The sequence below is a fragment of the Caballeronia novacaledonica genome (assembly GCF_900258035.1).
In the GTDB taxonomy this organism is placed as follows: Bacteria; Pseudomonadota; Gammaproteobacteria; order Burkholderiales; family Burkholderiaceae; genus Caballeronia; species Caballeronia novacaledonica.
The window spans coordinates 409,696-434,811 of sequence record NZ_OGTP01000002.1 but is presented as its reverse complement, the minus strand read 5'-3'; the positions used below and the strand labels follow the sequence as shown (position 1 = coordinate 434,811).

The following is a 25,116-nucleotide window of genomic DNA, read 5'->3' as shown; positions in this document are numbered from 1 at the left end:
CGGATACGCCGCGTCTTTCGGGCTCTTCAAGCGTTTCGCGAGTGCAACCAGTAATACGAGCGACGGGAACCGCCACCCCGGCATGCACTTCATTTGGAAGACCGGCTATGACGCAAGCATTCTTCAACGAGATGTTCGAGCGCAGCGATCTGGAGGCGCGCGGCGTGACGGCGGTGGCGTTTCGCGGCGTGGCCAATCCACGCACGCACTACCGTGACTTCATGGCCTGGCTCTCTGCGCAAAGCGAGCAGCAGATCGATATCAAGCGCGCGGAAGCGGATCTCAACTTCAGACGTGTGGGCATTACCTTCGCGGTCTATGGAACGAGCGATCTGCCGGGCATCATTCCGGAGCGCACGATTCCTTTCGATGTCATTCCGCGCATCTTTCCCGCAGACGAATGGCGCGCACTGGAGCGCGGCTTGCGACAGCGCGTGAATGCGCTCAACCGCTTCATCCACGACATTTACCACGAGCAGGACATCATTCGCGCGGGCATCATTCCCGAGGCGCAGATAGTCGGAAACTCGCAATATCGTCCGGAGATGCGTGGCGTCGATGTCGCGCGCGATATCTATGCGCATATCGCCGGTATCGATATCGTGCGAGCCGGGCAAGGCGAGTTCTATGTGCTCGAGGATAACCTGCGCGTTCCGTCGGGCGTGTCGTACATGCTGGAAAACCGCAAGATGATGATGCGGCTTTTCCCCGATCTCTTCGCGCGCAATCGCGTTGCGCCCGTCGCGCATTATCCGGACTTGCTGCTCGATACCTTGCGTGCGGCCGCGCCGGCCGGCGCCGAGAATCCGACCATCGTCGTCATGACGCCGGGCATGTATAACTCGGCCTATTTCGAACACGCGTTTCTCGCGCAGCAGATGGGCGTCGAGCTCGTCGAAGGGCAGGATCTTTTCGTCGAGAACGACTGTGTTTATATGCGCACGACACAGGGACCGCAGCGTGTCGATGTGATCTATCGCCGCGTCGACGATGATTTCCTCGATCCGCTCGTGTTTCGCCCGGACTCCGCGCTCGGCGTGCCGGGACTGATCAGCGCGTATCGCGCGGGCAATGTGTCGTTGTGCAATGCGGTGGGCACCGGTATCGCAGACGATAAATCGATCTATCCCTACGTACCGGATATGGTGCGCTTCTATCTCGGCGAAGAGCCGATTCTGAACAACGTCCCGACATGGATGTGCCGCAAGCCCGACGATCTCGCATACGTGCTCGATCATTTGCCTGAACTCGTCGTCAAGGAAACGCATGGCGCGGGCGGTTATGGAATGCTGGTCGGCCCTGCGTCGACGGCGGCGCAAATCGCGGAGTTTCGGGCGGTACTCGAAGCTCATCCTGAGAAGTACATTGCGCAGCCGACGCTCGCGCTTTCCACATGTCCGACGTATGTCGAGGCGGGCATCGCACCGCGTCATATCGACTTGCGTCCCTTCGTGTTGTCGGGCACTGAAGTGCGGATGGTTCCGGGCGGCCTGACGCGAGTCGCGTTGCGGGAAGGCTCGCTCGTCGTGAATTCATCGCAAGGCGGCGGCACGAAGGATACGTGGGTACTCGAACGCTGAGGAAACGTCCTGAAGAAAGCACTGCGACTAAAGACAACGACAATCAACCGGGAATACCCATGCTGAGCCGTACCGCGGATCATCTCTTCTGGATGGCGCGCTATACCGAGCGCGCTGAAAACACTGCCCGGATGCTCGATGCGAACTATCAGCTTTCGCTCTTGCCTCAGTCCGACGAATACGCGGAACTCGGCTGGCGCGCAATGTTGTCGATATCGGAATTGAGCGGCATCTACTCAGCCGCGCACCACGGCATGGAAAGCCGCGACGTGATCGACTTCATGGCGCGTGATCTGTCGAATCCCTCATCGATCGTCAGTTGTTTGCGGGCCGCGCGCGAGAATGCGCGAGCCGTGCGCAGTTCGACGAATAGCGAGTTATGGGAATCGCTCAACACGACGTGGCTCGACTGTCAGCGCATGCTCGCCGACAGCATTCTGGAGCGCGAGCCCTATACGTTCTTCGAATGGGTGAAATTCCGCTCGCATCTTTCGCGTGGCGTTCAGCTCGGCACGCTCGTCAAGGACGACGCGTTTTATTTCATGCGTCTCGGGACTTTCATCGAACGAGCGGACAATACGGCGCGCATTCTTGACGTCAAATTCGAAATGATGGAACAGCGCGCCGATACTTCCGCACAACCGTTCGATTATCACCATTGGGTGGCTGTGCTCGGTTCGGTGTCTGGCTTCGAGGTGTATCGCCGGGTTTATCGCGATGTCATTACGCCGGAACGCGTCGCGGGCCTTCTGATCCTTTATGGCGACTGGCCGCGTTCGCTTGCGGCAAGCATCGCCGAAGTCGAACAACTGATCGGCCAGGTGACGAAAGGGCGCGATACGGAAGCGACGCGACTCGCCGCGCAACTGAGCGCGGAACTGAAGAACGGGCGCATCCGCGACATTCTCAGAGGCGGATTGCATGCCTATCTCGTGGACTTTCTCGCACGCGTGAATGATCTCGCGGGCCGCGTGAGCCGCGAGTTCCTGTTGCCGATTGCGCCGGAGCCGCCCGCGCAAACACAGACGCAATCGCAGTCACAAACGCAAACGCAGACTCAAACGCAGTCGCAAGGCAACGGCTGAGCGCATGTCATCAGCGCTTGGCCGCCGCCGCGACGACGCGATGCACGAAGCGCAGCTTGTCGATGACGGCCGGCGCAAGCGTGAACGGATATCCGTCCGGCATGCCGAGGCTGCGATTCAAACTGTTCAGGACATAAGTGAGCGGAAACCAGCGTTTCATCAGGTTATCGAAGGTCGTTTCCTCGACCGGCGTCTGGTCGGTGAGCGTGGGCTCGTGCGGGCTATCGGGCACGAGCACGAGGCCGCACGATACGGCGGTGTCGAGCGTATCGACGATATGCAGGTAATGCGCCCACGTTTCCGCCCAGTCTTCCCACGGATGCATCGTGGCATAGGCGCTGATGAAGTTGTCCTCCCATCGAACGGGCGGGCCTTCCTTGTAGTGGCGATCGAGCGCGGCGGCGTAGTCGGCTTGTTCGTCGCCGAATGCGGTGCGAAACGGCGCGATGCGCGCGGTGTCGGCAATCAGGCGATCGAAGAAATAGTGCCCGGATTCATGACGGAAGTGACCGAGCAACGTGCGATACGGCTCGTGAAGCGAAGAGCGTATCTTCTCGCGATGCGCATCGTCGGCTTCGGCGATGTTCAGCGTGATGATGCCGTTGTTATGACCCGTCATCACGCCGTGGCCTTGCGCATCGCCTTCGAGGAACTGAAATTCGAGGCCGCGCTCCGGATCTTCCTGACGCGACTTAACGGGCAGGCCCAGTTCCGCGAAGGTGTACAGCAGGCGGCGCTTCGCGGCTTCGATGCGATACCAGTAGAGGCGATTCTCCGGATTCGAGAGGTTGGGAATGGTGCTCGTCAGCTCGCACGAACAGCAGAGCGCATCGGACATATCGGGCGTATCGACGGCGGGCGCGGGGACGACCCAGTTGCAGACGTTTTCGACCGCGTAGTTATGGCACGGCCGGTAGAGAAGATCATTGGCGAGGGGATGCAGGCTGCGCCAGCGGCCGTCATCGGTTTGCTCGAAGGCGCTGATCTGATTGATCTCGGGCACGTAGCCGAGCTGCGCGCCGCAGTTTTCGCAATACGTGTTTTCGAAGAACACGAGTTGATTGCAACGATTGCAGTGAAAGGTCTTCATCGTGTGGTCGGTGGAAGTGTTATCGCGCGAAGTGCCGTGCGCGTTGTCGGCAAAGTCGTCGCAAACATCATGCCGCGAAAAGGCCGTTTTTCCATGACAAACAGAAATTGCGTTGCAGCGCGCCTTGCGTGCAGGGCGTCAATCGAACAAAGGAGTCCGGTGTGTCCATTCGTGTCGCATTGAATCATGTCACGCACTATCGTTATGACCGGCTCGTCGGACTTTCGCCGCAGGTCGTTCGTTTGCGGCCCGCGCCGCATTGCCGTACGCCGATCGTGTCGTATTCGATGCGCGTCGAGCCCGAGGATCACTTCATCAACTGGCAGCAGGACGCGTTCGCGAACTATCAGGCGCGCCTCGTTTTCCCCGAGAAAACGCGCGAATTCAAGGTGACGGTCGATCTCGTCGCCGAAATGGCCGTGTATAACCCGTTCGATTTCTTTCTCGAACCGGCCGCGGAAAAGTTTCCTTTCGCGTATGCGCCCGAGCTGCTGCACGATCTCGCGCCCTACATGGTCAAGCGCGAGCCGACGCCGCGCTTTTCCGCATTCGTCGAAAGTATCGATCTCTCGCCGCGCGTCACAATCGATTTTCTCGTCGAGCTGAATCAACGGCTTTCGCATGAGATTCGTTATCTGATCCGCATGGAGCCGGGTGTGCAGACGCCCGAGGAAACGCTCGAAAGCGCGGCCGGCTCGTGCCGCGATTCGGGCTGGCTGCTCGTCGAAACGCTGCGCCATCTCGGCCTCGCCGCGCGCTTCGTGTCGGGTTATCTGCTGCAACTCGCACCCGATACGAAATCGCTCGATGGCCCGAGCGGAACAGAGGTGGATTTCACCGATCTGCATGCATGGTGCGAAGTGTTTCTGCCGGGCGCGGGCTGGATCGGTTTCGATCCGACCTCCGGCTTGCTCGCGGGTGAAGGACATATTCCCGTCGCATGCACGCCGGAGCCGGACAGCGCGGCGCCGGTCTCCGGCGCAGTGGACGAATGCGAAGTCGAATTCGATCACGCGATGTCGATCGAGCGCGTACTCGAAACGCCGCGCGTCACGAAGCCGTATAGCGACGACGACTGGAACGCGGTGCTGCGCATGGGCGGGCACGTCGATGCGCAATTGAATGCATCGGACGTGCGCCTCACGATGGGCGGCGAGCCGACTTATGTTGCCGTGCGCGACCGCGACGAGCCGGAATGGAACACCGACGCGCTCGGACCGACGAAGCGCGCCTACGCTGTTTCGCTGATGGACAAGCTGCGCGCGCAGTACGGTGCGCGTGGCTTCCTGCACATCGGACAGGGCAAGTGGTATCCGGGCGAGCAGTTGCCGCGCTGGGCGCTGTCGCTGTTCTGGCGCGCGGACGACGAACCGTGCTGGCACGATCCGGCGCTCTTCGCGGATGAACGGCAACCGGCGTCGTACACGTCGGATGACGCCGCGCGCTTCATTCGACATCTCGCAGGCAAGCTCTCCTTGGATGCAAAATACATTCAACCGGGATACGAGGATACGTGGTACTACCTGTGGCGCGAGCGCCGCTTGCCGGTGAATGTCGATCCGTTCGATTCGCGCCTCGGCGACGAACTGGAACGCGCCCGCCTGCGCCGCGTGTTCGATGCGGGTTTGCCGTCCGTCACCGGTTACGCATTGCCCATCGCGCGTGAAGATGGCAAAGAGGCGCAGCCGAGCCGCTGGGTGAGCGGCCCGTGGTTCTTCCGCGACGAGCGCATGTACCTGGTTCCGGGCGATTCGCCGATGGGATACCGCGTGCCGCTCGACTCCCTGCCGTGGGTGTCGGAAGCCGACTATCCGTGGCAGCACGCACACGACCCGTTCGCGCCGTCGACGCCGTTGCGCACGGCGACTGAATTACGCATGCAATATGCGGATTTGGACAATGAATCACGCATGCAAAATGCCGATGCGCGCGTGACGGGGCGCACCGGAGCATCCGGCGAACCGGGTGAACCGGGCGCATCGGGTGACGCACGCGATCGCAAGCCGCAACGAGGGGAGTCGGCGGGCTGGATCGCGCGCATTGCGCTGTGCGTGGAAGCGCGCGATCCGTCGCGTGCGGCCGGTCCCAAAGCGGAAGCCGATGCCTTGGAGAAACTCGGCAACGGCAACAAGCTCATGCATGTCTTCATGCCCCCGCTCACCTCGCTGGATGACTATCTCGATCTTCTGACCGCCGTCGAAGCGACCGCCGCCGATCTGAGGATTCCGGTCATCGTCGAAGGTTATCCGCCGCCGCGCGATGCGCGCCTCAAGATGTTGCAGGTGACGCCCGATCCTGGCGTGATCGAAGTGAATATTCATCCTGCGGCGAACTGGAACGATCTCGTCGAGCACACGGAGTTTCTCTACAACGCGGCGCACGAGTCCTATCTGAGCCCGGAGAAGTTCATGCTCGACGGTCGTCATACCGGCACCGGCGGCGGCAATCACTTCGTGCTCGGCGGCGCGACGCCCGCCGACAGTCCTTTCCTGCGCCGTCCCGATCTGCCCGCGAGCCTGATCCGCTATTGGCACAACCATCCTTCCTTGTCGACGCTGTTCTCCGGCCTGTTCATCGGTCCGACGAGTCAGGCGCCTCGCGTCGACGAAGCGCGCAACGATCAGGTGTATGAACTGGAAATCGCGTTCGCCGAATTGCAGCGTCAACTCGACCTGCTCGGCGGCCGCGACAGTGCGACCGTGCCGCCGTGGCTCATCGACCGCATATTGCGCAACATTCTGATCGATGTGACGGGCAATACGCATCGCGCGGAGTTCTGCATCGACAAGCTGTATTCGCCCGATGGTCCGACTGGCCGGCTCGGCTTGCTGGAATTGCGCGGCTTCGAGATGCCCCCGCACGCACGCATGAGTCTCGTGCAGCAACTGCTGTTGCGTGCGCTCGTCGCGCGCTTCTGGAACACGCCTTATACCGCGCGCCTCACGCGCTGGGGCACCGAACTGCATGACCGCTTCATGCTCGGCACTTTCGTGCAAATGGACTTCGACGATGTGATCGCCGATCTGCGCGAAGCGGGCTTTGCATTCGAGCAGAGCTGGTTCGCACCGCACTTCGAGTTCCGCTTCCCGCTCGCTGGTTCATACGATACGAACGGCATCGCGCTCACAATCCGCAATGCGCTCGAACCGTGGCATGTGATGGGCGAAGAGGGCGCGATCGGCGGCACGGTGCGTTTCGTGGATTCGTCCGTCGAACGTCTCGAAGTGCGCGTGCTCGGTCTGAATGGCAATCGGCATGTCGTGACCGTGAACGGCGAGACCTTGCCGTTGCAACCTACGGGACGCGTCAGCGAATATGTCGCGGGCGTGCGCTTTCGCGCATGGTCGCAAGCGGCCTCGCTGCATCCGACGATCGACGCGCATGCGCCGCTCACTTTCGATATCGTCGATACATGGACGGGACGCGCGATCGGCGGCTGCCAGTATCACGTCGCGCATCCGGGCGGACGCAACTATCAGACCTTCCCCGTCAACGCATATGAGGCGGAGAGCCGCCGGCGCTCACGTTTCTTCGCAACGGGCCATACGCCCGGCGCCATGCATGTCGAAGCCCGCAAACGCAGCCTCGAATTTCCGTTCACGCTCGACCTGCGTTATCGTTGAAGTGCAATCATCATTCGAATAAAGAACAGAGACGACATTGGCTTATCAATCGACCTTGCCCTTCGATATCGCCGCGGCACGTATCGATGCGCTCGCGCTGCTGCGTACGCTGCCCGCGCGCGAAGGGCATTGGGACGAATTGCGCGATGCCGCGGGTCAGTTGCGCGAGCCGTGGCGACACTTCTTCGAGTTGCTCGGCGAGCAGGGCATCGCGCGGCTCGACGACGGTGTCGGCGCCGTTGCGCAGCAAGTGCGCGACAACGACATCACGTACAACGTTTATGCCGATAACGGCAAGCCGCGCGCGTGGTCGCTCGATCTCTTGCCGCTCATCATCGACGAGCAAGAGTGGGCGGTGATCGAACGCGGCGTCGCGCAACGCGCACGGCTGATGGAAGCGATCGTCGCCGATGTCTATGGCCCGCAGGCACTGCTGCAACGCGGGCTCTTGCCGAGTGCGCTCGTGTTCGGACATCCCGGCTATCTGCGCGCGGTGAAGGGCTTCGTGCCGCCGCTTGGCCGCTTTCTGCAGATCGTCGCGGTGGATCTCGCGCGTGCGCCATCGGGTGCGTGGACGGTCATCGCGCATCGGACGGAAGTGCCTTCGGGACTCGGCTATGCGCTGGAAAATCGATTGATCGTCGCGAGCCTGTTCGCCGATCCGTTTCGTGCGATGCGCGTGAGCCGTCTCGCGGCGACTTATTCGCAACTCATTTCGACCATCGCGCAGGCCGCGCGCGCGACGATGCGCGATGACGAAGACGGCCGCAGCGATGCATCGAACGAAGCGCCGCATATCGCATTGCTGAGTCCGGGGCCTTTCAGCGAGACTTATTTCGAGCATGTGTTTCTCGCGCGCTATCTCGGCGTCACGCTCGTCGAAGGCAAGGACCTCACGGTTCGTCACGACAAGCTCTATCTCAAGACGCTCGCCGGCTTGTCGCGCGTGCACGCGGTCGTGCGGCGGCTCGACGATGCCTTCTGCGATCCCGTCGAATTGCGCGCCGACTCGACAATCGGCGTGCCCGGCCTGTTGCAGGTGATGCGCGCGGGCAACGTGATGGTGTCGAACATGCCGGGCGCGGGCTTCACGGAATCACCCGCGCTCAATGCATTTTTGCCGGGCATCGCACAAGCGTTGCTGGGCGAAGGACTCGAATTGCCGACCGTGCCGACATGGTGGTGCGGCGAGGAAGCCGCGCGCCGCGAAGTCTTCGAGCACGTGGAAAGCGCGCTCATTGCGCCGACATGGCCGGGTTCGCAGTCCGACCAGGCGCCGGGAATCGATGCGGGCGTGCAGGACATCGCGGCGTGGAAGGAACGCATCGAACGTGCGCCGGATATTTTCACGATACAGCAGAATCTGCCATTTTCCACCGCGCCACGCTTTCACGATGGCGCGCTCGGTTCGCGTCCTTGCGTGTTGCGCGCTTACGCGATCGCGAACATCGACGGAAGCTGGAGCGTGATGCCCGGCGGCTTCACTCGGCTCGCGGCCGGCAAGCGCGCGACGGTATCCATGCAATTCGGCGGCAGCAGTGTCGATACCTGGGTGATGTCGAGCCAGCCGGGCGGCGCGGTTTCGTTGCATCCCACGCCGATGAAGCCGGGAGATTTGCGCAAGCATCGCATCGTGTCGAGCCGCGCTGCCGAGAATCTCTTTTGGGCGGGCCGCTATGGCGAGCGCGCGGAAAACAATGTGCGCTTGTGCCGTCTCTTGCTCGGAATGCTCGACGGCAGCGTCGCCGAAGAACTCTTTCCGACGCTCACGGAACTCGCATCGGAATGCGGACTGATTCCATCGGCCGATACGCTTGCGCGCAGCACGCCACAGGCCTTCGAGCGCGTGCTCGTTGCGGGCCTGCCGGAATCGGGCAGGGCGACGGGCATCGGCAGCAATCTCGCGGATCAGGCGCGTGTATGCGGCGAGATACGCGACCGGCTTTCCACGGACCACTGGCGCGCGATTCTCGCGTCGCGCAACGACTTTCGCGATGCGCTCGCACGCCTCGTGTTCACCGATACGGATGACGAAAGCACCGCGCGCATCGGTCGCGACTATGATCGCCTGATGCTTGCTAGCGCGCTCGAACAACTTGCGACGCAACTGTCCGCAATCAGCGGCGCGCAGGGCGATCGCATGACGCGCGACGAAGCATGGCGGCTCCTCTTCATCGGGCGGCATATCGAACGCGTCTCGACGATGGCGACGATTCTGCGCGTGGTCGCCGAGCGCGGCACGCTCGCATCGCCCGCGGGCTTCGATCTGCTTCTGCAACTCTTCGACAGCACGCTCACCTATCGTTCGCTCTATCCAGGCAGGCTCGAAGTGCCCGCGCTGATCGACCTGATCGTCGTCGATCAAACCAATCCGCGCGGACTCTATGGCGTGTATGCGCGTCTGCGCACGAAGCTCGATGAGATCGCGGCCGCTGCGGGCGGCGCGCGCCGCGCACAAGCGACGCGTTTCGCGGACCTGCTCGTTCACGACGATGCATTGCCGGATCTCGCCGCGCTGTGCGATACGCACGAGAACGGCCGGCATGATGCGTTGATCGCGCTATGCGAAAGACTCGTGACATCGGTGTTCGCGGCATCGAATGAAGTGAGCGCGCGCTACTTCAGTCACGCGAATACCCTTTCCGCGCAGGTGTCGTCATGAATCTCGGTGTGAACGATACCGTGCTCGCGGTGACGCATCGCACGACCTATCGCTATTCGACGCCCGTCGAAATCGCGCAGCATCTCGCTACCATTCGACCGTTGCATTGTCCGTGGCAGCAGGTGATATCGCATACGGAACGCATCGAACCCGTGCCGTCGTATGTGCATAGCCGTGTCGATGCATTCGGCAATGACGTGCTGTATTTCTCGCTCGACGCACCGCACGAACGTCTTTCGATGACCAGCGAAACCACGGTGCGGCTCACGCCGCGCTGGAATGCGCTCGATGCAGAAGCCACGCCGCCGTGGGAAACCGTCGCGCAACGGATGCGCTATCGCGCGGGCGAATCGTTTTTTCCGGAGAGCGAGTTTTGTTATGCGTCGCCCAATATCGCGCTCGATCACGCATTGCGCGCCTACGCGCAGGCGAGTTTCGATGAGGGCACGCCGCTCGTCGCGGGCGCCATCGATCTGATGCATCGCATACACGAGGATTTCGACTACAAGCCCTCGGCCACCGCGTTCGATACGCCGGCATTGCGCGCATTCGAATTGCGTCAGGGCGTATGCCAGGACTTCTCGCAGGTGATGATCGGTTGTCTGCGTTCGCTCGGGCTGCCGGCGCGCTATGTGAGCGGCTATTTGCGCAACGATCCGCCGCCGGGGCATGCGCGGTTGATCGGCGCGGATGCATCGCATGCGTGGGTGTCGGTGCATTGTCCGCAAAGCGGATGGATCGATCTCGATCCGACCAACGATGTGCTCGCGGACCTCGATCATGTCACGCTTGCAACGGGGCGCGATTACAGCGACGTGTCGCTATTGCGCGGGATGATTCTTGGCGGCGGTGCGCATCATGTGGATGTGGCGGTGAATGTGCTGGCACTGTGAGGGCGAGCGGCTCGCCGCCACTGATTAATGCACGCCATGCCAACGTGAGTTAATGTCTGGCGTTCGCCGCCATGCGCAAGCATTCGCACATCCCTTTCGCTTTGCAAGGAGATTCGCACGATGGACTACGTGAAACTGGGTTCGACCGGCCTCGACATCTCGCGGCTTTGTCTCGGTTGCATGACTTACGGCGTGGCCGATCGCGGCACGCATCCGTGGACGCTCGACGAGGAAAAGAGCCGCCCGCTCATCAAGCAGGCGCTCGAAGCGGGGATCAATTTCTTCGATACGGCCAACACGTATTCGGACGGCACTTCCGAAGAAATCGTCGGACGCGCGCTGCGCGATTTCACGAAACGCGACGACATCGTGATCGCGACGAAAGTCTTCAATCGCATGCGTCCCGGCCCGAATGGCGCGGGGCTGTCACGCAAGGCGATCTTCAACGAAATCGATAACAGTCTGACGCGCCTCGGCACCGACTACGTCGATCTTTATCAGATCCATCGATGGGATTACACGACGCCGATCGAAGAAACGCTCGAAGCGCTGAACGATGTGGTGAAGGCGGGCAAGGCGCGTTATATCGGCGCGTCGTCGATGTATGCGTGGCAGTTCAGCAAGGCGCTCTACACGTCGCGGGCGAACGGGTGGGTCGAGTTCAAGACGATGCAGAATCATTTGAATCTGCTGTATCGCGAGGAAGAGCGCGAGATGATGCCGTTGTGCAAGGACCAGGGCATCGGCATGTTGCCGTGGAGCCCGCTCGCGCGCGGACGTCTCACGCGCGATTGGGACGCGACGAGCGCACGTCAGGAATCGGATGCATTCGGCAGCACGCTTTATCGCACGGACGATGCCGATCGCGCGGTCGTCGAAGCCGTGGCCGCGGTGGCGAAGGCCCGTGGCGTGCCGCGTGCGCAAGTGGCGCTCGCCTGGGTCGCGCAGAAGGCGCCGGTGACCGCGCCGATCATCGGTGCATCGAAGCCGAATCATGTGAGCGATGCCGTCGCTGCGTTGACGCTGAATCTCACGGCGGACGAGATCGCGCAACTCGAAGCGCCATACGTTCCGCATGCGGTTGCGGGTTTCAAATAAAACGCCTCACAATTGCGATTCGATCGGCAGGATGCTCAGCATCCAGATGCTCGCGCGCCTGAACGCAGACACGTCCGGCTCGCTGTCGAGGCGGGTCGTGTTGCCATTGGCATCGGTGTCGATCCACACCATGCGCGTGCCGCCGTTTCCGTCGTCCTGCAACTCGACACGCCACGCGATGCGATCGATATTCGTGCCGATGGTATTCGCCACTTGCTCGGCCGCCGCCGCGCTTTCGCAATAGACGCCGATCTCCGTATTCAACTCCACGGAACGCGGATCGAGGTTCATCGAGCCGATGAAAATGCGCTTGCGGTCGAACACATACGTCTTCGCATGCAGCGACGCCTTCGACGATCCGAACGTCGACTTCTTCGTGCTCTTGCCTTCATCCGTCGATGCGACCGGCTTCAGCTCATACAACCGCACGCCCGCTTCGAGCATGTCCTTGCGATAGCGTTGATAGCCCGCATGCACGGCGGCGACATCGGTGGCCGCGAGCGAGTTCGTCAGCACGGTCACGTGCACGCCGCGCGCTGTCATCGATCGAAGCCAGCGCACGCCTTCATCGCGCGGGACGAAGTAGGGCGAAACGATCAGCATGTCCTCGTCGGGATCGAGCTTCAATGCCTTGATCTGCGACATCAGATGGCCTTCCTTGTCGCCCGGCGCGCGCGTGATCTTCGCGGGATCGTCGTAGAGCAGCGTTGCCTTGCCCCATGAGAATTCGGTGTCGCGCTGATGAATCACGCTCGCGAGACGCTCGCGCACTTGCGCCACATAAGGCGAATGCGTCTCCGACAAGAGATAGGCATCGAGCTTCTGGCGATAAGCCGCAAGCGCGTCGGGATCGGCGTGACGTCGCATCAGGTTATCGATCGGATAGGCCGCATCGGAGTTCCAGTACAGATCGAATGCGCTCGACACTTCGCGCACGACAGGCCCGTGCACGAGCACGTCGAGATCGCCGAACGCGACCGTGCTCGATGCGCCGAAATATTCATCGCCAATATTGCGGCCACCGAGAATCGCGGCCTGGTTATCGGCAATGAGCGCCTTGTTATGCATGCGACGATTCACGCGAAAGAACTCGGCCGCGGAGCCGAGCTTCTTGAACGTGCGATTCGCCACCGGATTGAAAAGCCGCACCTGTACGTTCGGATGCGACGCGAGCGCGAGCAGGAACTGATCGTCGGCGTTGGTGCCGAGGTCGTCGAGCAGAAGGCGCACGCGCACGCCTCGATCCGCCGCACGCATGACCGATGCGGCCATTTCGCGGCCCGTCAGATCGTCGTGCCAGATGTAGTACTGGAGATCGAGCGTGCGATCGGCGGTCTCGCTCAGGATCACGCGCGCGCCGAGCGCGTCCGTGCCATCCGATAGCAAGTGAAACGCGTTGTCGCCGGGATGCGCGGCCTCGCTCGGCGCGAAGGTCGTGCCGAGGCGTGTGTTCGTCGTGTCGGCGAGTGCGTGTGTTTCCTCGCGTCCGGTTTGCGGCGGCAGGCTCGCGCAGGCCGTCATCAGCAGCATCGACGCAACGGCAAACCATGTACGAAGTTTCATCGCGCATCCTTGGGCTATGTCGTGCTCGTCCAGGCCATGCTCTTGTCGCGCCGCGGCGCTTCGGTCAAACGCGCGCGCACGAAGCTGACGTGCTCGCGCAGCACGTAGAGCGCATCGGCATGAGCAAGCGGCAGCTTGAGCGTATCGAGCGATTCCTCGATGTAATCGAGTTCGACGAGCAACGCGCGCCGCTCGTCTTCGTTGGCGACGCGCATCGCGCTGCGCTCCACCGCGATCAGCGCGCCGTAATAGCGATAGATGCGCGAACGCACGCGCCATCGATATAACGCGGGCACGAGACGCAGCGCGGGAAAGATCAGCACCGCCACGGGCAGCAGCAGCACGAGCGCGCGGTCCGCGATGTTCGCGAGCCAGAACGGCAGCATCCGATACAGGAAGCTCTTGCCCGAACGGTAATAGCGGCTCGCATCTTCGCTGATGGGAAACTCGTGCGCGACAGCACTCGGAAACTGCCCCGAACGCTGCAGCAGACCCGCCGCGCCGTGTACTTCCTGCGCCGCTTCGATGAGCAAGTCGGATAGCGCCGGATGCAGCGTCGGCCGCGCGATCAACTCGACTGTCGGACTGATCAGGTGCACGGTCTCGGGCGGGATGCGCCGGCCGAGGTCGAGCACGCCGGGCGGCAACTCGATCTCGTCGAGATAAGGGAAAAGACGCGTGTATGCGCGGGCTTCCTTGAAGTCCATCACGGAGATGCCGGGCACGCGCAAGAGACGCAGCATGAGGGCGCGCGTCGCGGAGTCGCCGGAGAGAAAGACCGCGTCGGCTTCATTGCTGACGAGTTGCGTGGCGGCTTGCAGTCCGTCCGTCGGCAGAAGCGGCGTGTCGCCGCCCGGATAGATGCCGTTGGCTTCCAGCAGCTTCAGCGAAAGCGTGCGCGTGCCGCTTCCCTCGCGCCCGATCGCAATGCGCTTGCCTTCCAGTTGCGAAAGCAGCGTGAGCCCCTTGCCACGATAGAACACCACGAGCGGCACATACGACACGCTGCCGAGCGACATCAGACTCGACGCTTGTTCCTTCGTCGCGATGCCGCCTTGCACGAGCGCGAGATCGACATGCTGTTTCGGATCGAGCAGACGTTCGAGGTTCTGCACCGAGCCATCAGACGGCAGCACTTTCAGCGTGATGCCGTTGCGCGCGAGGAGCTTCGCGTATTCCTGAGAGATGACGTAGAACGAGCTGTCGGGCTGCCCCGCGCTCATCGTGATGGTTTTGGGCGGCGCGGGATCGACGAGCCAGTAGACGAGCCCGACGACGATCGCAATGACCAGCGCGACGGGACCGGCGGTCCACGTGATGTCGTGCAGGACCCCTTTCGCATGATCGCTAGGCAGATGCGGGCGTTTCATGCGATGCCTCGTCATGAGCGTGCGTTCGTGACCGCGTGCGTGCCGGGAAAGACATGGAGCATGTCGTGTGTGTTGGAAGCGGCGTTGATTCGCAGTGTAACGCGATGCGCGCATAAAACGAGAAGGCCGGCGCGCATGCGGCCGGCCTTTGTTTCTCATCGATGCCTGGTCAAGCCCAGTGTGCAGGAATCCAGAACCGGCCGACCCAATGTCCCGGAATCAGGACCGCGCGGTGCGGCACGACATAGACCACCTTCGCGGGCGGCGGCGGTGCGACATACACCGTCTTGACCGGAGCGGGAGCCGGCGCGACGACCACGGCTTTGACGGGCGGCGGCGGGGGCGGCGTGACTACGACCGTCGATGAAGCCGGGGGCGGTGCGACCACCACGGTCGTCGAAGGCACCGGGGGCGGCGGCACGATCACGGGCGCGGCGACGACCGTCGTTCCGGTGACGACCGGCGCCGTGGCGACGACCGTCGTGCCCGACGTGACCGTGCTGCCGCCACCGACGACCGTCGTGCTATGCGAGCCGCTCGTGACCGTCGCGGTGCCCGACGTGGTGACCACGCCCGGCGCGACGCTCGTCGCGCTGCCCGAATGCGTCACCGTGCCGCCGTTCGCCGTGTCGACGGTGCCGGAGCGGTTGCACGTGTAGCCCGCGCAGTTCGTCGATGCCGAGTGCGTCGACGTGTTGCCGTTCGGTCCCGTCACCGAACCCGACGACGAGTATTGTCCGGGCGCATTGCGCGTCACGGTATCGCTGCCGGTCGCGGTCTTGCCGTTCGGACCGGTCGCGCTGCCGGTGTGCGTGCAACTGCCGCCCGCGCAGCTCGTGTCGCCCGCGTGCTGCACCGGGCGGCCGTTCGGGCCGTAGGCGGTGCCGGAGTTGGAGAACTGGCCCTGCGCGGTGCGCGTCACGGTGCCCGAGTTGGTGGCGACGCGGCCCCACGGATTCTCGACGCCGCCCGCATGCGAGCAACTGCCGCCGCCGCAGGAGCCGACGTGCGCGCCCTGATATTCGCCGCGGCCGGTGTAGGCCGTGCCGCCGCGCGCCCAGCCCGCGAAGGCGGAACTGCTGCACAGCGTGAGGGCGGCGGCCGCCGCGACGACGAGCAACGGGCGCACGCGGCGCTTGTTGGAAGCCGTGCCGGAAGCGAACGCAACGCGGTCGTCTGAAGCGAAAGTCGATCTGTTTTTCACGGGATGTCCTTCTCGGTTCTTTAGGCCACGTTGCGTTTCGTGTGGCGACGGAAGTGACTATAGAGAAGGCCGTGCGTGAAGTCCCGCGGCAACTTATTTCACGCGATGTCATGCATTTGGAGATCGTGTTCGGGCTTACGTAGCAAGGCTCTGCGGGATTTCATCGGCGCTCGCCGAGGGATGCGCGCGACATGAATCCGCGCATTGCGTCACACTGGCGGTTCCCTTCCGATTCATTCGTCATAACAAATCGACGAAGCAACTCGTCGACAAGGACACGCTCTTCACGACTTCCGATGTGCTCTCGGTTCACGTGCGCCTGAGCGAGCGCACGCATCATCTCGTCGGCGCGAAGGAAATGGCGCGGATGAAGCCGACGAGCCGTATCGTGAACACGTCGCGCGGGCCGATCGTCGATCGTGCGGCGCTCGTCGATGCGCTGAAATCCGGCACGCTCGCGGGCGCGGCCATCGATGTCTACGACGAAGAGCCGCTCGCTGCCAACGACCCGCTGCGCGCGCTGCCGAACGTGCTCGCGACGCCGCATATCGGCTATGTATCGGAGGAGCTGTATCGCACGTTTTATGGCGATACGGTGCGCAATATCGTCGAATGGCTCGACGCGCTATGACTGTTTCGATTCGTCGGGCGGCAGCAGCGAGAACAAGGTTTCGATTGCGCTGCTCGCGCGGCGCTTGCCGTCCGCGCGGCCCATCGCGAGGTCGATGACCGCAAGCCCGACGACGAGCGCATGCACCATGGCCACATGCTCTTTCGTCACGGCGAGGCCCATCGATTCGAGCATGCGCGTGATGCGCACCGCGACGCCTTCCGCAAGCTCGCGAAAGAGGCTGCGTATGGTCGGCTCTTCGTCGGCGGCCTGCGCGAGCGCCATCAATACGCGCGTGTTCTCGTGGCGTATCGCGACATTGGCGATCGACGCAGCCGTGACTTTGCGCGATGTTTCGCCCGCAAAGGCATCGACGGCGGCGAGCTGGCCTTCGATCGCGGTGCGCGCGACGGCTTCGATCAATGCGAGACGCGTCGGAAAATAATACGTGAGATGACTCTGACGCAAGCCCGCGCGCGCAGCGACGCGCGGTTGCGTGAAGCCCGAATAGCCTTCTTCGCGCAACGTGGCGAGGGCGGCTTCGAGTATGGTTTGTCGACGATCCTGCACGGGGCGCGATCCGGTTTGGTTGATTTACCAAACCTTAGCGTGAGCGATGCACGGCGTCAACCTCGTGAATCCTTATACGAAGGTGGTTGCGGATTGTTCGCGGGATTCGTGTCGAGCTTGCGGATATCGATGATCGCATCGCTTGCGAGTGAACGAAGATCGGCTTCCAGCGCGTTGGCGAGCGCCTCGTCGTAGACTTCGTCGCCGTGCACATGGAGCGTGAACGCTTCGAGATATTTCGCTTTTTTAGCGGGATTTTCGATGGTCTCACGCGTCCATCGATAAAGCGGATAGTGCTCGATGCCATCGCGTTCCGCTTGCGCCACGTAGTCGGCGAAGGCGTCGTACTGGCATTTCATTTGGGTATCGTGCCTGATGAGCAGCGCGTTGAGCGGCGCGAGCTTTTCGTGCGCCGGATCTTGACGCGCGAGGTGCGCGTAATCGGGCGCGAGCCGGATTCGAACTTGGTATTGCCAGGATTCGGTCATGATGTCCTTTCAGCATTGAAAGCGATAAAAGCACGCGCATGTGAAGAGTGCAGTTCATGCACTACACTTCCTCTCGCATCGCGAAGCAAGCCGACCATCGATGTTCATCATTGCAGGCGACGAACAAGAGGAGGGTAACAATGAGTCTTCGACACTCGATGTACTGCCCATGTTGCGACATGACGCCCGGCGTTGCAAGCCGTCGCCGCTTTCTCGCACTCGCGGGTCAAAGCGCCGCAGCGCTCGCGCTCTTTCCGCATCTCGCGTTCGCCGCCGACGACGTGCCGGCCATAGCCTACGACTCCGTTCCCGATCCGGTGCGTTTGCCGCGCGACATCTATTTGGGCGAATGCTCCGGCGTTGCACTCAATTCCGCGGGACATATCTTCGTGCTCTCGCGCGGTAACAGCATTGGGCCCGCATACGGCGCGGCGGCGGCGCAATTGCTCGAGTTCGACCGCAACGGACGTTTCGTTCGCGAGATCGGCCATAACCTTTATGCCTGGTCGTTCGCGCATACGGTCAAGGTGGATCGGCAGGACAACGTGTGGGTCACGGACAAAGGCTCGGACATGATCATCAAGTTCACGCCCGAAAGCCGCGTCGCGATGGTGTTCGGACGCAAGCAGGAGGCGTCGGATGAAGAAACCGCGCCGCTCAAGCATCCGAATCCGCCTTTGCCTTCGGAGCCGGGCCGCTTCAGGCAGGTGACCGATGTCGCGTGGGATGCCGCCGGCAATACCTACATCAGCGACGGCTATATCAATTCGCGCGTAGCGAAGGTCGATAAGGACGGCAACTGGCTTAAGTCGTGGGGCGAGCGCGGCAAGGAGCCGGGGCAGTTTCATACGCCTCATAGCATTGCCGTCGATAGAAGCGGACTGGTCTATGTCGCGGATCGCAGCAATCGCCGCATTCAGGTCTTCGACGGAGAAGGGAATTTTCAGCGGCAATTCACGATCGACGTGCCCGTGCCTTCCGATGCGCGTCCGGCTATCGGCAACATGCCCGATGAAGCGGCGATCGCGGCGGGCACGTTCGCGCCGGGATCGCCGTGGGCCATTTGCATTTCGCCTGGGCCGAATCAGGTGTTGTATTGCGCCGATGCGTTTCCCGGCAGGATCTACAAGTTATCGCTCGATGGAAAACTGCTCGGCGTGCTCGGGCGATCGGGCAAGCAACTGAAGCAGTTCGGATGGATTCACGAGATGGCGTGTCCGGCGGAGAATACGCTGTATGTCGCGGAGTTGCTGAACTGGCGCGTGCAGAAGCTCGTTCTGCATGGATGAAGCGATCGTCATTTTTTCGCGGCCTTCGCACGCATCGACATGATCGGCTTGGGCTGCGCATCGCATCGATTTTCGCGCCATGCGCGCAGCGTATCGAGCGCGACGGAATTGCGCACATAGCGATGCCACACGAACGCGAGATCGAAGATCAGTATCGCGAGCCACCATGCATAGAGGAAGAATGCACCGCCGAGCACGACGGGCCATATAGGCTTGCCCGCCAGATCGCCCCATAGCCTCACGCCGACGATCAACACCATCATCAGCGTGCCGAGCGCAACGAGAATACGCCGTCCCCAATGGGGTTTTCGCGGCGCGAGCCAGCCGCTGATCGCGCACACGAATCCCGCGAGCACGAAGACCGCCTTGCCGACGACAGGATCGGCGTTATCGCGATGCAGGATGTCCGCGAACGGACTCGCGAGAAAGGCGGCCACGCCACTCACGAGCACGAGCCAGAACAACAGCGCGCCCGCGATGAACGCCAGCAGCGCGACGATGCGCCAGCGCAGCCACGCTTCCGTGCGTCTCGCGCCGCGCGCCTTGACGAGACGCGGAAGGCGCGCGGCGACTGTCGTCCCCATCAAGAGGCATGCGAGCGCGAACACCGAGCGTGTGAGATAGATGAACTCGGGCGCCGTGCTCGTGCCGCCGGCGCCCGAATCGGACGAAGCCGTGACGGCTTTATAGATGAAGAACACCGCGAGAAGATGCAGCGCGAAGCTCAGCAGATAAGGAATCGCCGTGCTCACGATGCCGCGAAAACGCCTGTTTTGCGGGACTTTTGCGGTGTTTCTGTCGAGCACCACGTTTTCGATGAAGTGGCCGAAGACATCGCCGTCGGTCCAGTAGTCCGTATGCGCCTTGCCCGGCAGCCAATAGCGCGAGAAGCCGATGTCGTGCTCCGGTTCGAACTCGAATGCACGACAGCCATGATGATCGAGATAGGCGCGCGCCGTATCGAGCGCGAAGCCGACGGGATCGCCGAAGTCGTAATAGTTGCGCCATTCGATACGCGAGGGCAGCGTGATCGGGCCGCCCGAACGTTCCACTTGCGTCAATGCATCGCCCTGCATGTCGCTTCGCAGCGCCATGCCTTCCCAGAGCTTCGGCCATAGCAGAATGTGCTTGTCGATCGGCGAGCCGATGGTCATGAAGCCGCGCAGACTTTGCACCCATTCCGTGCTGATGATCTGCTTGCCGTCCTTCGGGTCCGACACGGTCGATGCGGACAGCGCCTGCAGGATGCCGAGAAAGCTGATGACGGTCCCTTCGCTATGCGCGACGATGTACACCTCGGGCGCGCATTGGCAGCGCGCGGTGGCGAGCGCGACGAGCCGCTCCATCACGCGATGAAACCGGAAGACGATCGTCTCGCGATGCTTCCTGAAATCCGCGACGAGCTGAACATCGCCGACATAATCGCGCAGCATGGGCGCGAGATCGAACTTGAAGATGCCGGCTTTTTCCGTGACGGCGAGCAGGCTCTGCATCACGGCCACCGTCTCGACGATCTCCTCGACGACACCCGACGCCAGCGAGAAATCGGCGGGCTCCAGCTTGCGTTCGTCGACGTTGAGCATGTAGGCCGCTTGCGCGCGACTCACGATTGAAAGTCCCCACGCCTTGCTTTCCTCGAGCGTGTCGTCCTGCTTCACGACTTCGCGCGGAATGTCGGCCCAATAGACTTCCGCGAAGCCGAGCGCGGAATAGAAGTCGCGCTGTTCCGCCGTATAGGGACCGCCTGGCGGAAGATCGAGTTGACGAACATCCACTTCACCGACGCCCGCGATGTCGAAATAGCCGAGCGGCATGACGGGCAGCGGTGGGTCATAGCGCGCGCCGAACTGGCTTGCCACGGAACGCACCGTGTCGCTGTGCAACTGATTGCCGATGCCGTGTATCGCGACGACGATCTTCTGCACGCGCGGCGCGATGGGCATATCGGACGCGGGCGTCGCCGGCGATGCGTTCATGAGCGTCTCCCGATGGCGTTTCGTCGGCGCGGGGTATCTCGAAGCAGCTTAGTCTATTTTTCAGACGAGAGAAGATGGGATTTTGCATGCAGCGTTTCGCACGCAAGATGCAATCGCGGCCAACTGCATGCAAGATCAGCCGCCGCGCGCAAGTCCCGTTTCCATCGCCACGCCGTTCCACAGGTGCATCGCCGCATAGGCGCGCCACGGACGCCAGCGTTCGGTGCGCGCCCGCTGCTGGGCGGGCTTCGCAAGCGACGGATCGCGCCGCGCGATCGCCTGCATGAGAACGAGATCGGCGTCCGGCCATGCGTCGGGATCGCGTAGCGCACGCATCGCGACATAGCCGACGGTCCACGGCCCGATGCCCGGCATCGCAAGCATGTCCCGTTTCAGGAGTTCGATGTCGGCGCCCGGTTCGTCGAGCGGCAGCGCGCCCGTCGCCACCGCCTCGGCGAAGCGTTGCACGGTCTCGATGCGCTTCGTAGGCATGCCGATCTTGTCCAGATCGGCGGCGGCGAGCTCGGCGGGCGTGGGAAAGCGCCACGCGGTGCCTTCGTGCGGATGGCCCGCGATTCTCTTTCCCGCGCGCTGCACGATGCGGTTCGTGATCGTCGACGCGCCTTTCACGCTCACCTGCTGTCCGACGATCGTCCGAACCACGAGTTCGAAGCCTGACCACGCGCCGGGCACGCGCAGGCCGGGCGCGGCCGCGACAAGCGGCGCAAGCACCGGGTCATCGCCGAGACAACGGGCGATTTCGCGTGGATCGGCATGCAGATCGAACATGCGCGCGAGCGGCGCGGCGAGCGCGTCGGCGTGGCGCGCGACCGCGCCCTCGACATTCACGACGAGCCGATGCCTGCTCTCGTGCCGCCTGACTTCGACGGTGCCGTCATCGCCTTGCCATTCGATCGCGCGCCGGTACACGCCATCCTCGACCGACTCGACGCCTGCGGACGCGCGCCCGGCGATGAATTTCAGCATGCGCGTCCAGTCGAACGGCCGCTTGAACGCCAGCTCGAGCGTGGCGGTGGATATGTCGATGGTCGAATGCATATTGAATGCCGTTTGCGCGATGGTCGATTGCATGCCGATCTTACCCCGGCGGCCTGAATGATCGCCCCGTGGCGATGCTCATTCCTCGCTAACTTTGGACGAAGACAATGCCTCACATCGACAGCAACGATTCATCGAAATCAGCCACTCAAAGGAGCCGAACATGAACGCCTTCTCGATCAGCATCGCCGCCATCGTCATCACCGCCGCGCTCGCGGCCATCGCGCCGGTCAAGCGTTACACGCAGCATGAAATCGCCGTGCTGAGCGCGCATGCGGCGAGCACGCGCGCCGAGGTTCGAATCGGCGCAGGCAGCGGACTGACGGCGTGATCGATGCGCGCCGGATCAGGGGCGCTGCGCCAGCTCTATCGTGCTCGCGTTGAGCAACTGCCTGAATTCGGGATCCTGGGAAAGAGCCTGTTGCGCGCTCGTGACGAGTTGCGGACGACGATCCCATTGATCGGAACGCACCACGCAACGCGCGAGAACATCGCTGTAAATGGGGCGGAGCCCTTCGCGGTCGTGCCCCGCGGTGAGTTGGGCGATGCGGACTTTCTCGTCGCGCGTGAGTCCGCGTGTGAGGCAGTCGACGGTCTCGCGGTCCATTGCGGCCTGCGCGGTGTCGAAGTCCGATGAGTGATAGAAGGTAAAGCCCGTGACGACGAGCACCGCGCCGAGCGCGATGCCTGCTCCTCGAGTTCTGGTCATTGTCTCCCCCGCCTGAAGGCTCGGACGGCCGTTGGCCGGCACCGTGCCCTACCTTCCGAGGAATCGCGCGGCCGTTCTATTCGCTAGCGCTCATCCGACGTCGACTTGTCCGTCGCGCGCTTTTTCTGCGTTGCGGGCTTCACTGTCGTCAACGTGCGCTCCGCGAGCACCGCATCGCGCTTCGACAGCAAATGCTTGCGCAGGATATCGCCCATGCGCCTCCCGTCGCGCGTCTCGAGCGCCTCGATCATCTCCTCGTGATCGCGAATGGCGCTATCCCATTTCGGCGTCTGGAAATTCGAGCGAAAACGCAGCGCCATCAAACGCCGGTTGATCGACACATAGGTCTGGCGCAAGGCCGTGTTGCGCGCGGCTTCGTTGATCTTGTCGTGAATGGCCTGGTTACGGCTGTAGTAGCCGGAGAGATCGTTTTGCGCGCGGCACGCGAGCATCGCGTAATGCAGCGCCTTGATCTCCGCGATCTCGAGCGGTGTGATCCGCTCGCACGCCAGTTCGCCCGAAAACGCTTCAAGCCCGCTCATCAACTCGAACATCTCGCGTATCTCGAACTCGCTCATCTGCGAAACCGACGCGCCCCGATTCGGCGAAATCTCGATCAGGCCCTCGGCGGCCAGCACTTTCAACGCTTCGCGAAGCGGCGTGCGGGAAATGCCCAGCGTCTCGCATAGCTTGCGTTCGTTGAGCTTCACGCCCGGCGCCAGCAAGCCCTCGACGATGAAGCCGCGCAAATGATCGACCACGGTGTCGTGCAGACGCAGCCGCTCGACCTTCGGTAGCGAGGAGGACATGTGCATCTCAGGTAAATCGGGATTTTGCATTCAATACCTCTAATTTCATTTGCGGCAATTTTAACCCGGCGCTAGCGGAAAAAACCGCCAGCGGGTTATCCCTAGGCCGTTCGGCCTATGAATTCCTTTACGTGCGTCGATCGCCGCGTTATTGTATTTTGCATGCAAAATTACATTTAAGAGGACGCGGACTCATGCCAAAGCTCGATTTCCATCCTGCTGGTCGTCACTTCCTGCAGATTCCGGGGCCGAGTCCGGTACCGGATCGCATTCTGCGTGCAATGAGCTATCCGACGATCGATCATCGCGGCCCGGAGTTCGGCGCGCTGGGGCTGAAAGTGCTCGACGGCATCAAGAAGATCTTCAAGACGAACCAGCCGGTGGTGATCTATCCGGCATCCGGCACGGGCGCGTGGGAAGCGGCGTTGTGCAATACGCTGAGTCCCGGCGACACGGTGCTGATGTACGAGACGGGCCACTTCGCAACGTTATGGAAGAAGATGGCCGAGAACCTCGGGCTCAAACCGGAATTTCTGGGTTTGCCAGGTATCGAAGGCTGGCGGCGCGGCGTGCAGGCCGACATGATCGAAAAGCGTTTGCGCGACGACATGCAAAATGCAATCAAGGCCGTTTGTGTCGTGCATAACGAAACGTCGACGGGCGTGACATCCGATATCGCCGCGGTGCGACGCGCCATCGATGCCGCGAAGCATCCCGCGCTGCTGCTGGTCGACACGATCTCGGGTCTTGCATCGGCGGATTACCGCCACGACGAATGGGGCGTGGACGTGACGGTCTCCGGCTCGCAAAAAGGCTTGATGCTGCCGCCGGGAATCAGCTTCAACGCGGTGTCGGAGAAGGCGCGCGAGGTGTCGAAACGCGCCACGCTGCCGCGCGCGTTCTGGGAGTGGAACGAGATCATCGAGATGAACAAGCAGGGCTATTGGCCGTACACGCCGAACACGAACCTGCTGTACGGGCTCTCGGAAGCGCTCGACATGATTCTCGGCGAAGGGCTCGACAACGTGTTCATTCGCCATCAACGGCTCGCGGCCGCATGCCGCGCGGCCGTCACGGCATGGGGGCTCGAGATTCAATGTGCCGATCCAGCCGTGTATTCGCCGGTGCTCACGGGCGTGATGACGCCCGAAGGCGTCGATGCCGATGCGGTGCGCAAGCTCATCTACGAGCACTTCGATATGTCGCTCGGCACGGGCCTGGGCAAGTTGAAGGGGCGCATGTTCCGCATCGGCCATCTTGGCGATTGCAACGATCTCACGCTGATGGCCGCGCTCAGCGGCTGCGAGATGGGATTGAGGCTCGCGGGCATCGAACTGAAGGGCAGCGGTGTCGCGGCGGCGATGGACTATTTGACGCGCCCGGCGCGGCTATAGGCCGCATCGAGGGTTTGCCTCCCGTCGAATTGCATTTCGCATAA

Annotated in this window: 19 protein-coding genes and 1 pseudogene; 10 read left to right on the top strand and 10 right to left on the bottom strand. The window is 62.4% G+C overall.

Features of this window, described 5'->3' with window-relative positions:
* The first annotated feature begins 107 nt into the window (after positions 1 to 107).
* Both NOV72_RS05765 and NOV72_RS05760 read left to right on the top strand, forming a co-directional pair.
* Positions 108 to 1,580 carry a circularly permuted type 2 ATP-grasp protein gene (locus tag NOV72_RS05765; protein WP_106853621.1) on the top strand — a complete coding sequence of 491 codons (1,473 nt, stop codon included), beginning with the start codon at positions 108 to 110 and terminating at the stop codon, positions 1,578 to 1,580.
* A 59-nt stretch (positions 1,581 to 1,639) separates the two neighbouring features.
* Complete coding sequence (locus NOV72_RS05760) at positions 1,640 to 2,665, top strand: alpha-E domain-containing protein (RefSeq protein WP_106853620.1); 1,026 nt, start codon at positions 1,640 to 1,642, stop codon at positions 2,663 to 2,665.
* Between the two features lie 10 nt (positions 2,666 to 2,675).
* Here the strand turns inward: NOV72_RS05760 and NOV72_RS05755 are convergent, their stop codons facing one another.
* On the bottom strand, positions 2,676 to 3,755 hold the full coding sequence (locus tag NOV72_RS05755) for a zinc-binding metallopeptidase family protein (protein WP_106853619.1): 1,080 nt from the start codon (positions 3,753 to 3,755) through the stop codon (positions 2,676 to 2,678).
* A 161-nt stretch (positions 3,756 to 3,916) separates the two neighbouring features.
* On the opposite strand from NOV72_RS05755, the gene NOV72_RS05750 reads away from it, so the two are divergent.
* The 4 genes from NOV72_RS05750 (at position 3,917) to NOV72_RS05735 (ending at position 12,031) form a co-directional block, all read left to right on the top strand.
* Entirely contained in the window at positions 3,917 to 7,378 is a 3,462-nt protein-coding gene (locus NOV72_RS05750; protein ID WP_106853618.1) for a transglutaminase family protein, read from the top strand.
* A gap of 37 nt (positions 7,379 to 7,415) precedes the next feature.
* A complete protein-coding gene (locus NOV72_RS05745; RefSeq protein ID WP_106853617.1) occupies positions 7,416 to 10,040 on the top strand; it encodes a circularly permuted type 2 ATP-grasp protein in 2,625 nt (874 codons plus the stop codon).
* The gene (locus NOV72_RS05740) at positions 10,037 to 10,933 is read left to right on the top strand and encodes a transglutaminase family protein (protein ID WP_106853616.1); all 897 of its coding nucleotides are present in this window, start codon (positions 10,037 to 10,039) and stop codon (positions 10,931 to 10,933) included. The genes NOV72_RS05745 and NOV72_RS05740 overlap by 4 nt, the downstream gene beginning before the upstream one ends.
* Before the next feature lie 120 nt (positions 10,934 to 11,053).
* Positions 11,054 to 12,031 (top strand): aldo/keto reductase, encoded by a 978-nt coding sequence (locus tag NOV72_RS05735; protein WP_106853615.1) that lies wholly within the window; start codon positions 11,054 to 11,056, stop codon positions 12,029 to 12,031.
* A 6-nt stretch (positions 12,032 to 12,037) separates the two neighbouring features.
* Here the strand turns inward: NOV72_RS05735 and NOV72_RS05730 are convergent, their stop codons facing one another.
* The 3 genes from NOV72_RS05730 to NOV72_RS05720 all read right to left on the bottom strand — a co-directional run bounded on the left by NOV72_RS05730 (position 12,038) and on the right by NOV72_RS05720 (position 16,168).
* Positions 12,038 to 13,594 (bottom strand): phospholipase D family protein, encoded by a 1,557-nt coding sequence (locus NOV72_RS05730; protein WP_106853614.1) that lies wholly within the window; start codon positions 13,592 to 13,594, stop codon positions 12,038 to 12,040.
* 14 nt (positions 13,595 to 13,608) lie between these two features.
* Positions 13,609 to 14,964 carry a TAXI family TRAP transporter solute-binding subunit gene (locus tag NOV72_RS05725; RefSeq protein ID WP_245932912.1) on the bottom strand — a complete coding sequence of 452 codons (1,356 nt, stop codon included), beginning with the start codon at positions 14,962 to 14,964 and terminating at the stop codon, positions 13,609 to 13,611.
* Positions 14,965 to 15,133: 169 nt separating this feature from the next.
* On the bottom strand, positions 15,134 to 16,168 hold the full coding sequence (locus tag NOV72_RS05720; protein ID WP_425428713.1) for a hypothetical protein: 1,035 nt from the start codon (positions 16,166 to 16,168) through the stop codon (positions 15,134 to 15,136).
* A 259-nt stretch (positions 16,169 to 16,427) separates the two neighbouring features.
* Between NOV72_RS05720 and NOV72_RS05715 the strand changes: the two are divergent.
* Positions 16,428 to 16,799: pseudogene (locus tag NOV72_RS05715) on the top strand (NAD(P)-dependent oxidoreductase); the annotation flags it as partial.
* Here NOV72_RS05715 and NOV72_RS05710 read toward each other — a convergent pair.
* The gene (locus NOV72_RS05710) at positions 16,794 to 17,348 is read right to left on the bottom strand and encodes a TetR/AcrR family transcriptional regulator (protein WP_106853612.1); all 555 of its coding nucleotides are present in this window, start codon (positions 17,346 to 17,348) and stop codon (positions 16,794 to 16,796) included. The pseudogene NOV72_RS05715 and the gene NOV72_RS05710 sit on opposite strands and share 6 nt — an antisense overlap.
* Positions 17,349 to 17,404: 56 nt before the next feature.
* Complete coding sequence (locus tag NOV72_RS05705; RefSeq protein ID WP_106853611.1) at positions 17,405 to 17,836, bottom strand: hypothetical protein; 432 nt, start codon at positions 17,834 to 17,836, stop codon at positions 17,405 to 17,407.
* A gap of 140 nt (positions 17,837 to 17,976) precedes the next feature.
* Between NOV72_RS05705 and NOV72_RS05700 the strand changes: the two genes are divergently transcribed.
* Complete coding sequence (locus NOV72_RS05700) at positions 17,977 to 19,125, top strand: peptidyl-alpha-hydroxyglycine alpha-amidating lyase family protein (protein WP_106853610.1); 1,149 nt, start codon at positions 17,977 to 17,979, stop codon at positions 19,123 to 19,125.
* 8 nt (positions 19,126 to 19,133) lie between these two features.
* Here the strand turns inward: NOV72_RS05700 and NOV72_RS05695 are convergent, their stop codons facing one another.
* Positions 19,134 to 21,101: an MFS transporter gene (locus NOV72_RS05695; protein WP_106853609.1), complete on the bottom strand. Its 1,968-nt coding sequence runs from the start codon at positions 21,099 to 21,101 to the stop codon at positions 19,134 to 19,136.
* 135 nt (positions 21,102 to 21,236) lie between these two features.
* On the bottom strand, positions 21,237 to 22,160 hold the full coding sequence (locus NOV72_RS05690) for a DNA-3-methyladenine glycosylase family protein (protein WP_106853714.1): 924 nt from the start codon (positions 22,158 to 22,160) through the stop codon (positions 21,237 to 21,239).
* Positions 22,161 to 22,323: 163 nt separating this feature from the next.
* On the opposite strand from NOV72_RS05690, the gene NOV72_RS05685 reads away from it, so the two are divergent.
* A complete protein-coding gene (locus tag NOV72_RS05685; RefSeq protein ID WP_245932911.1) occupies positions 22,324 to 22,491 on the top strand; it encodes a hypothetical protein in 168 nt (55 codons plus the stop codon).
* Positions 22,492 to 22,506: 15 nt separating this feature from the next.
* Here the strand turns inward: NOV72_RS05685 and NOV72_RS05680 are convergent, their stop codons facing one another.
* Positions 22,507 to 22,869 (bottom strand): hypothetical protein, encoded by a 363-nt coding sequence (locus NOV72_RS05680; protein WP_106853608.1) that lies wholly within the window; start codon positions 22,867 to 22,869, stop codon positions 22,507 to 22,509.
* Between the two features lie 83 nt (positions 22,870 to 22,952).
* A complete protein-coding gene (locus NOV72_RS05675) occupies positions 22,953 to 23,708 on the bottom strand; it encodes a GntR family transcriptional regulator (protein WP_106853607.1) in 756 nt (251 codons plus the stop codon).
* Between the two features lie 164 nt (positions 23,709 to 23,872).
* Between NOV72_RS05675 and NOV72_RS05670 the strand changes: the two genes are divergently transcribed.
* Positions 23,873 to 25,072 (top strand): pyridoxal-phosphate-dependent aminotransferase family protein, encoded by a 1,200-nt coding sequence (locus tag NOV72_RS05670; protein WP_106853606.1) that lies wholly within the window; start codon positions 23,873 to 23,875, stop codon positions 25,070 to 25,072.
* Positions 25,073 to 25,116 lie beyond the last annotated feature (44 nt).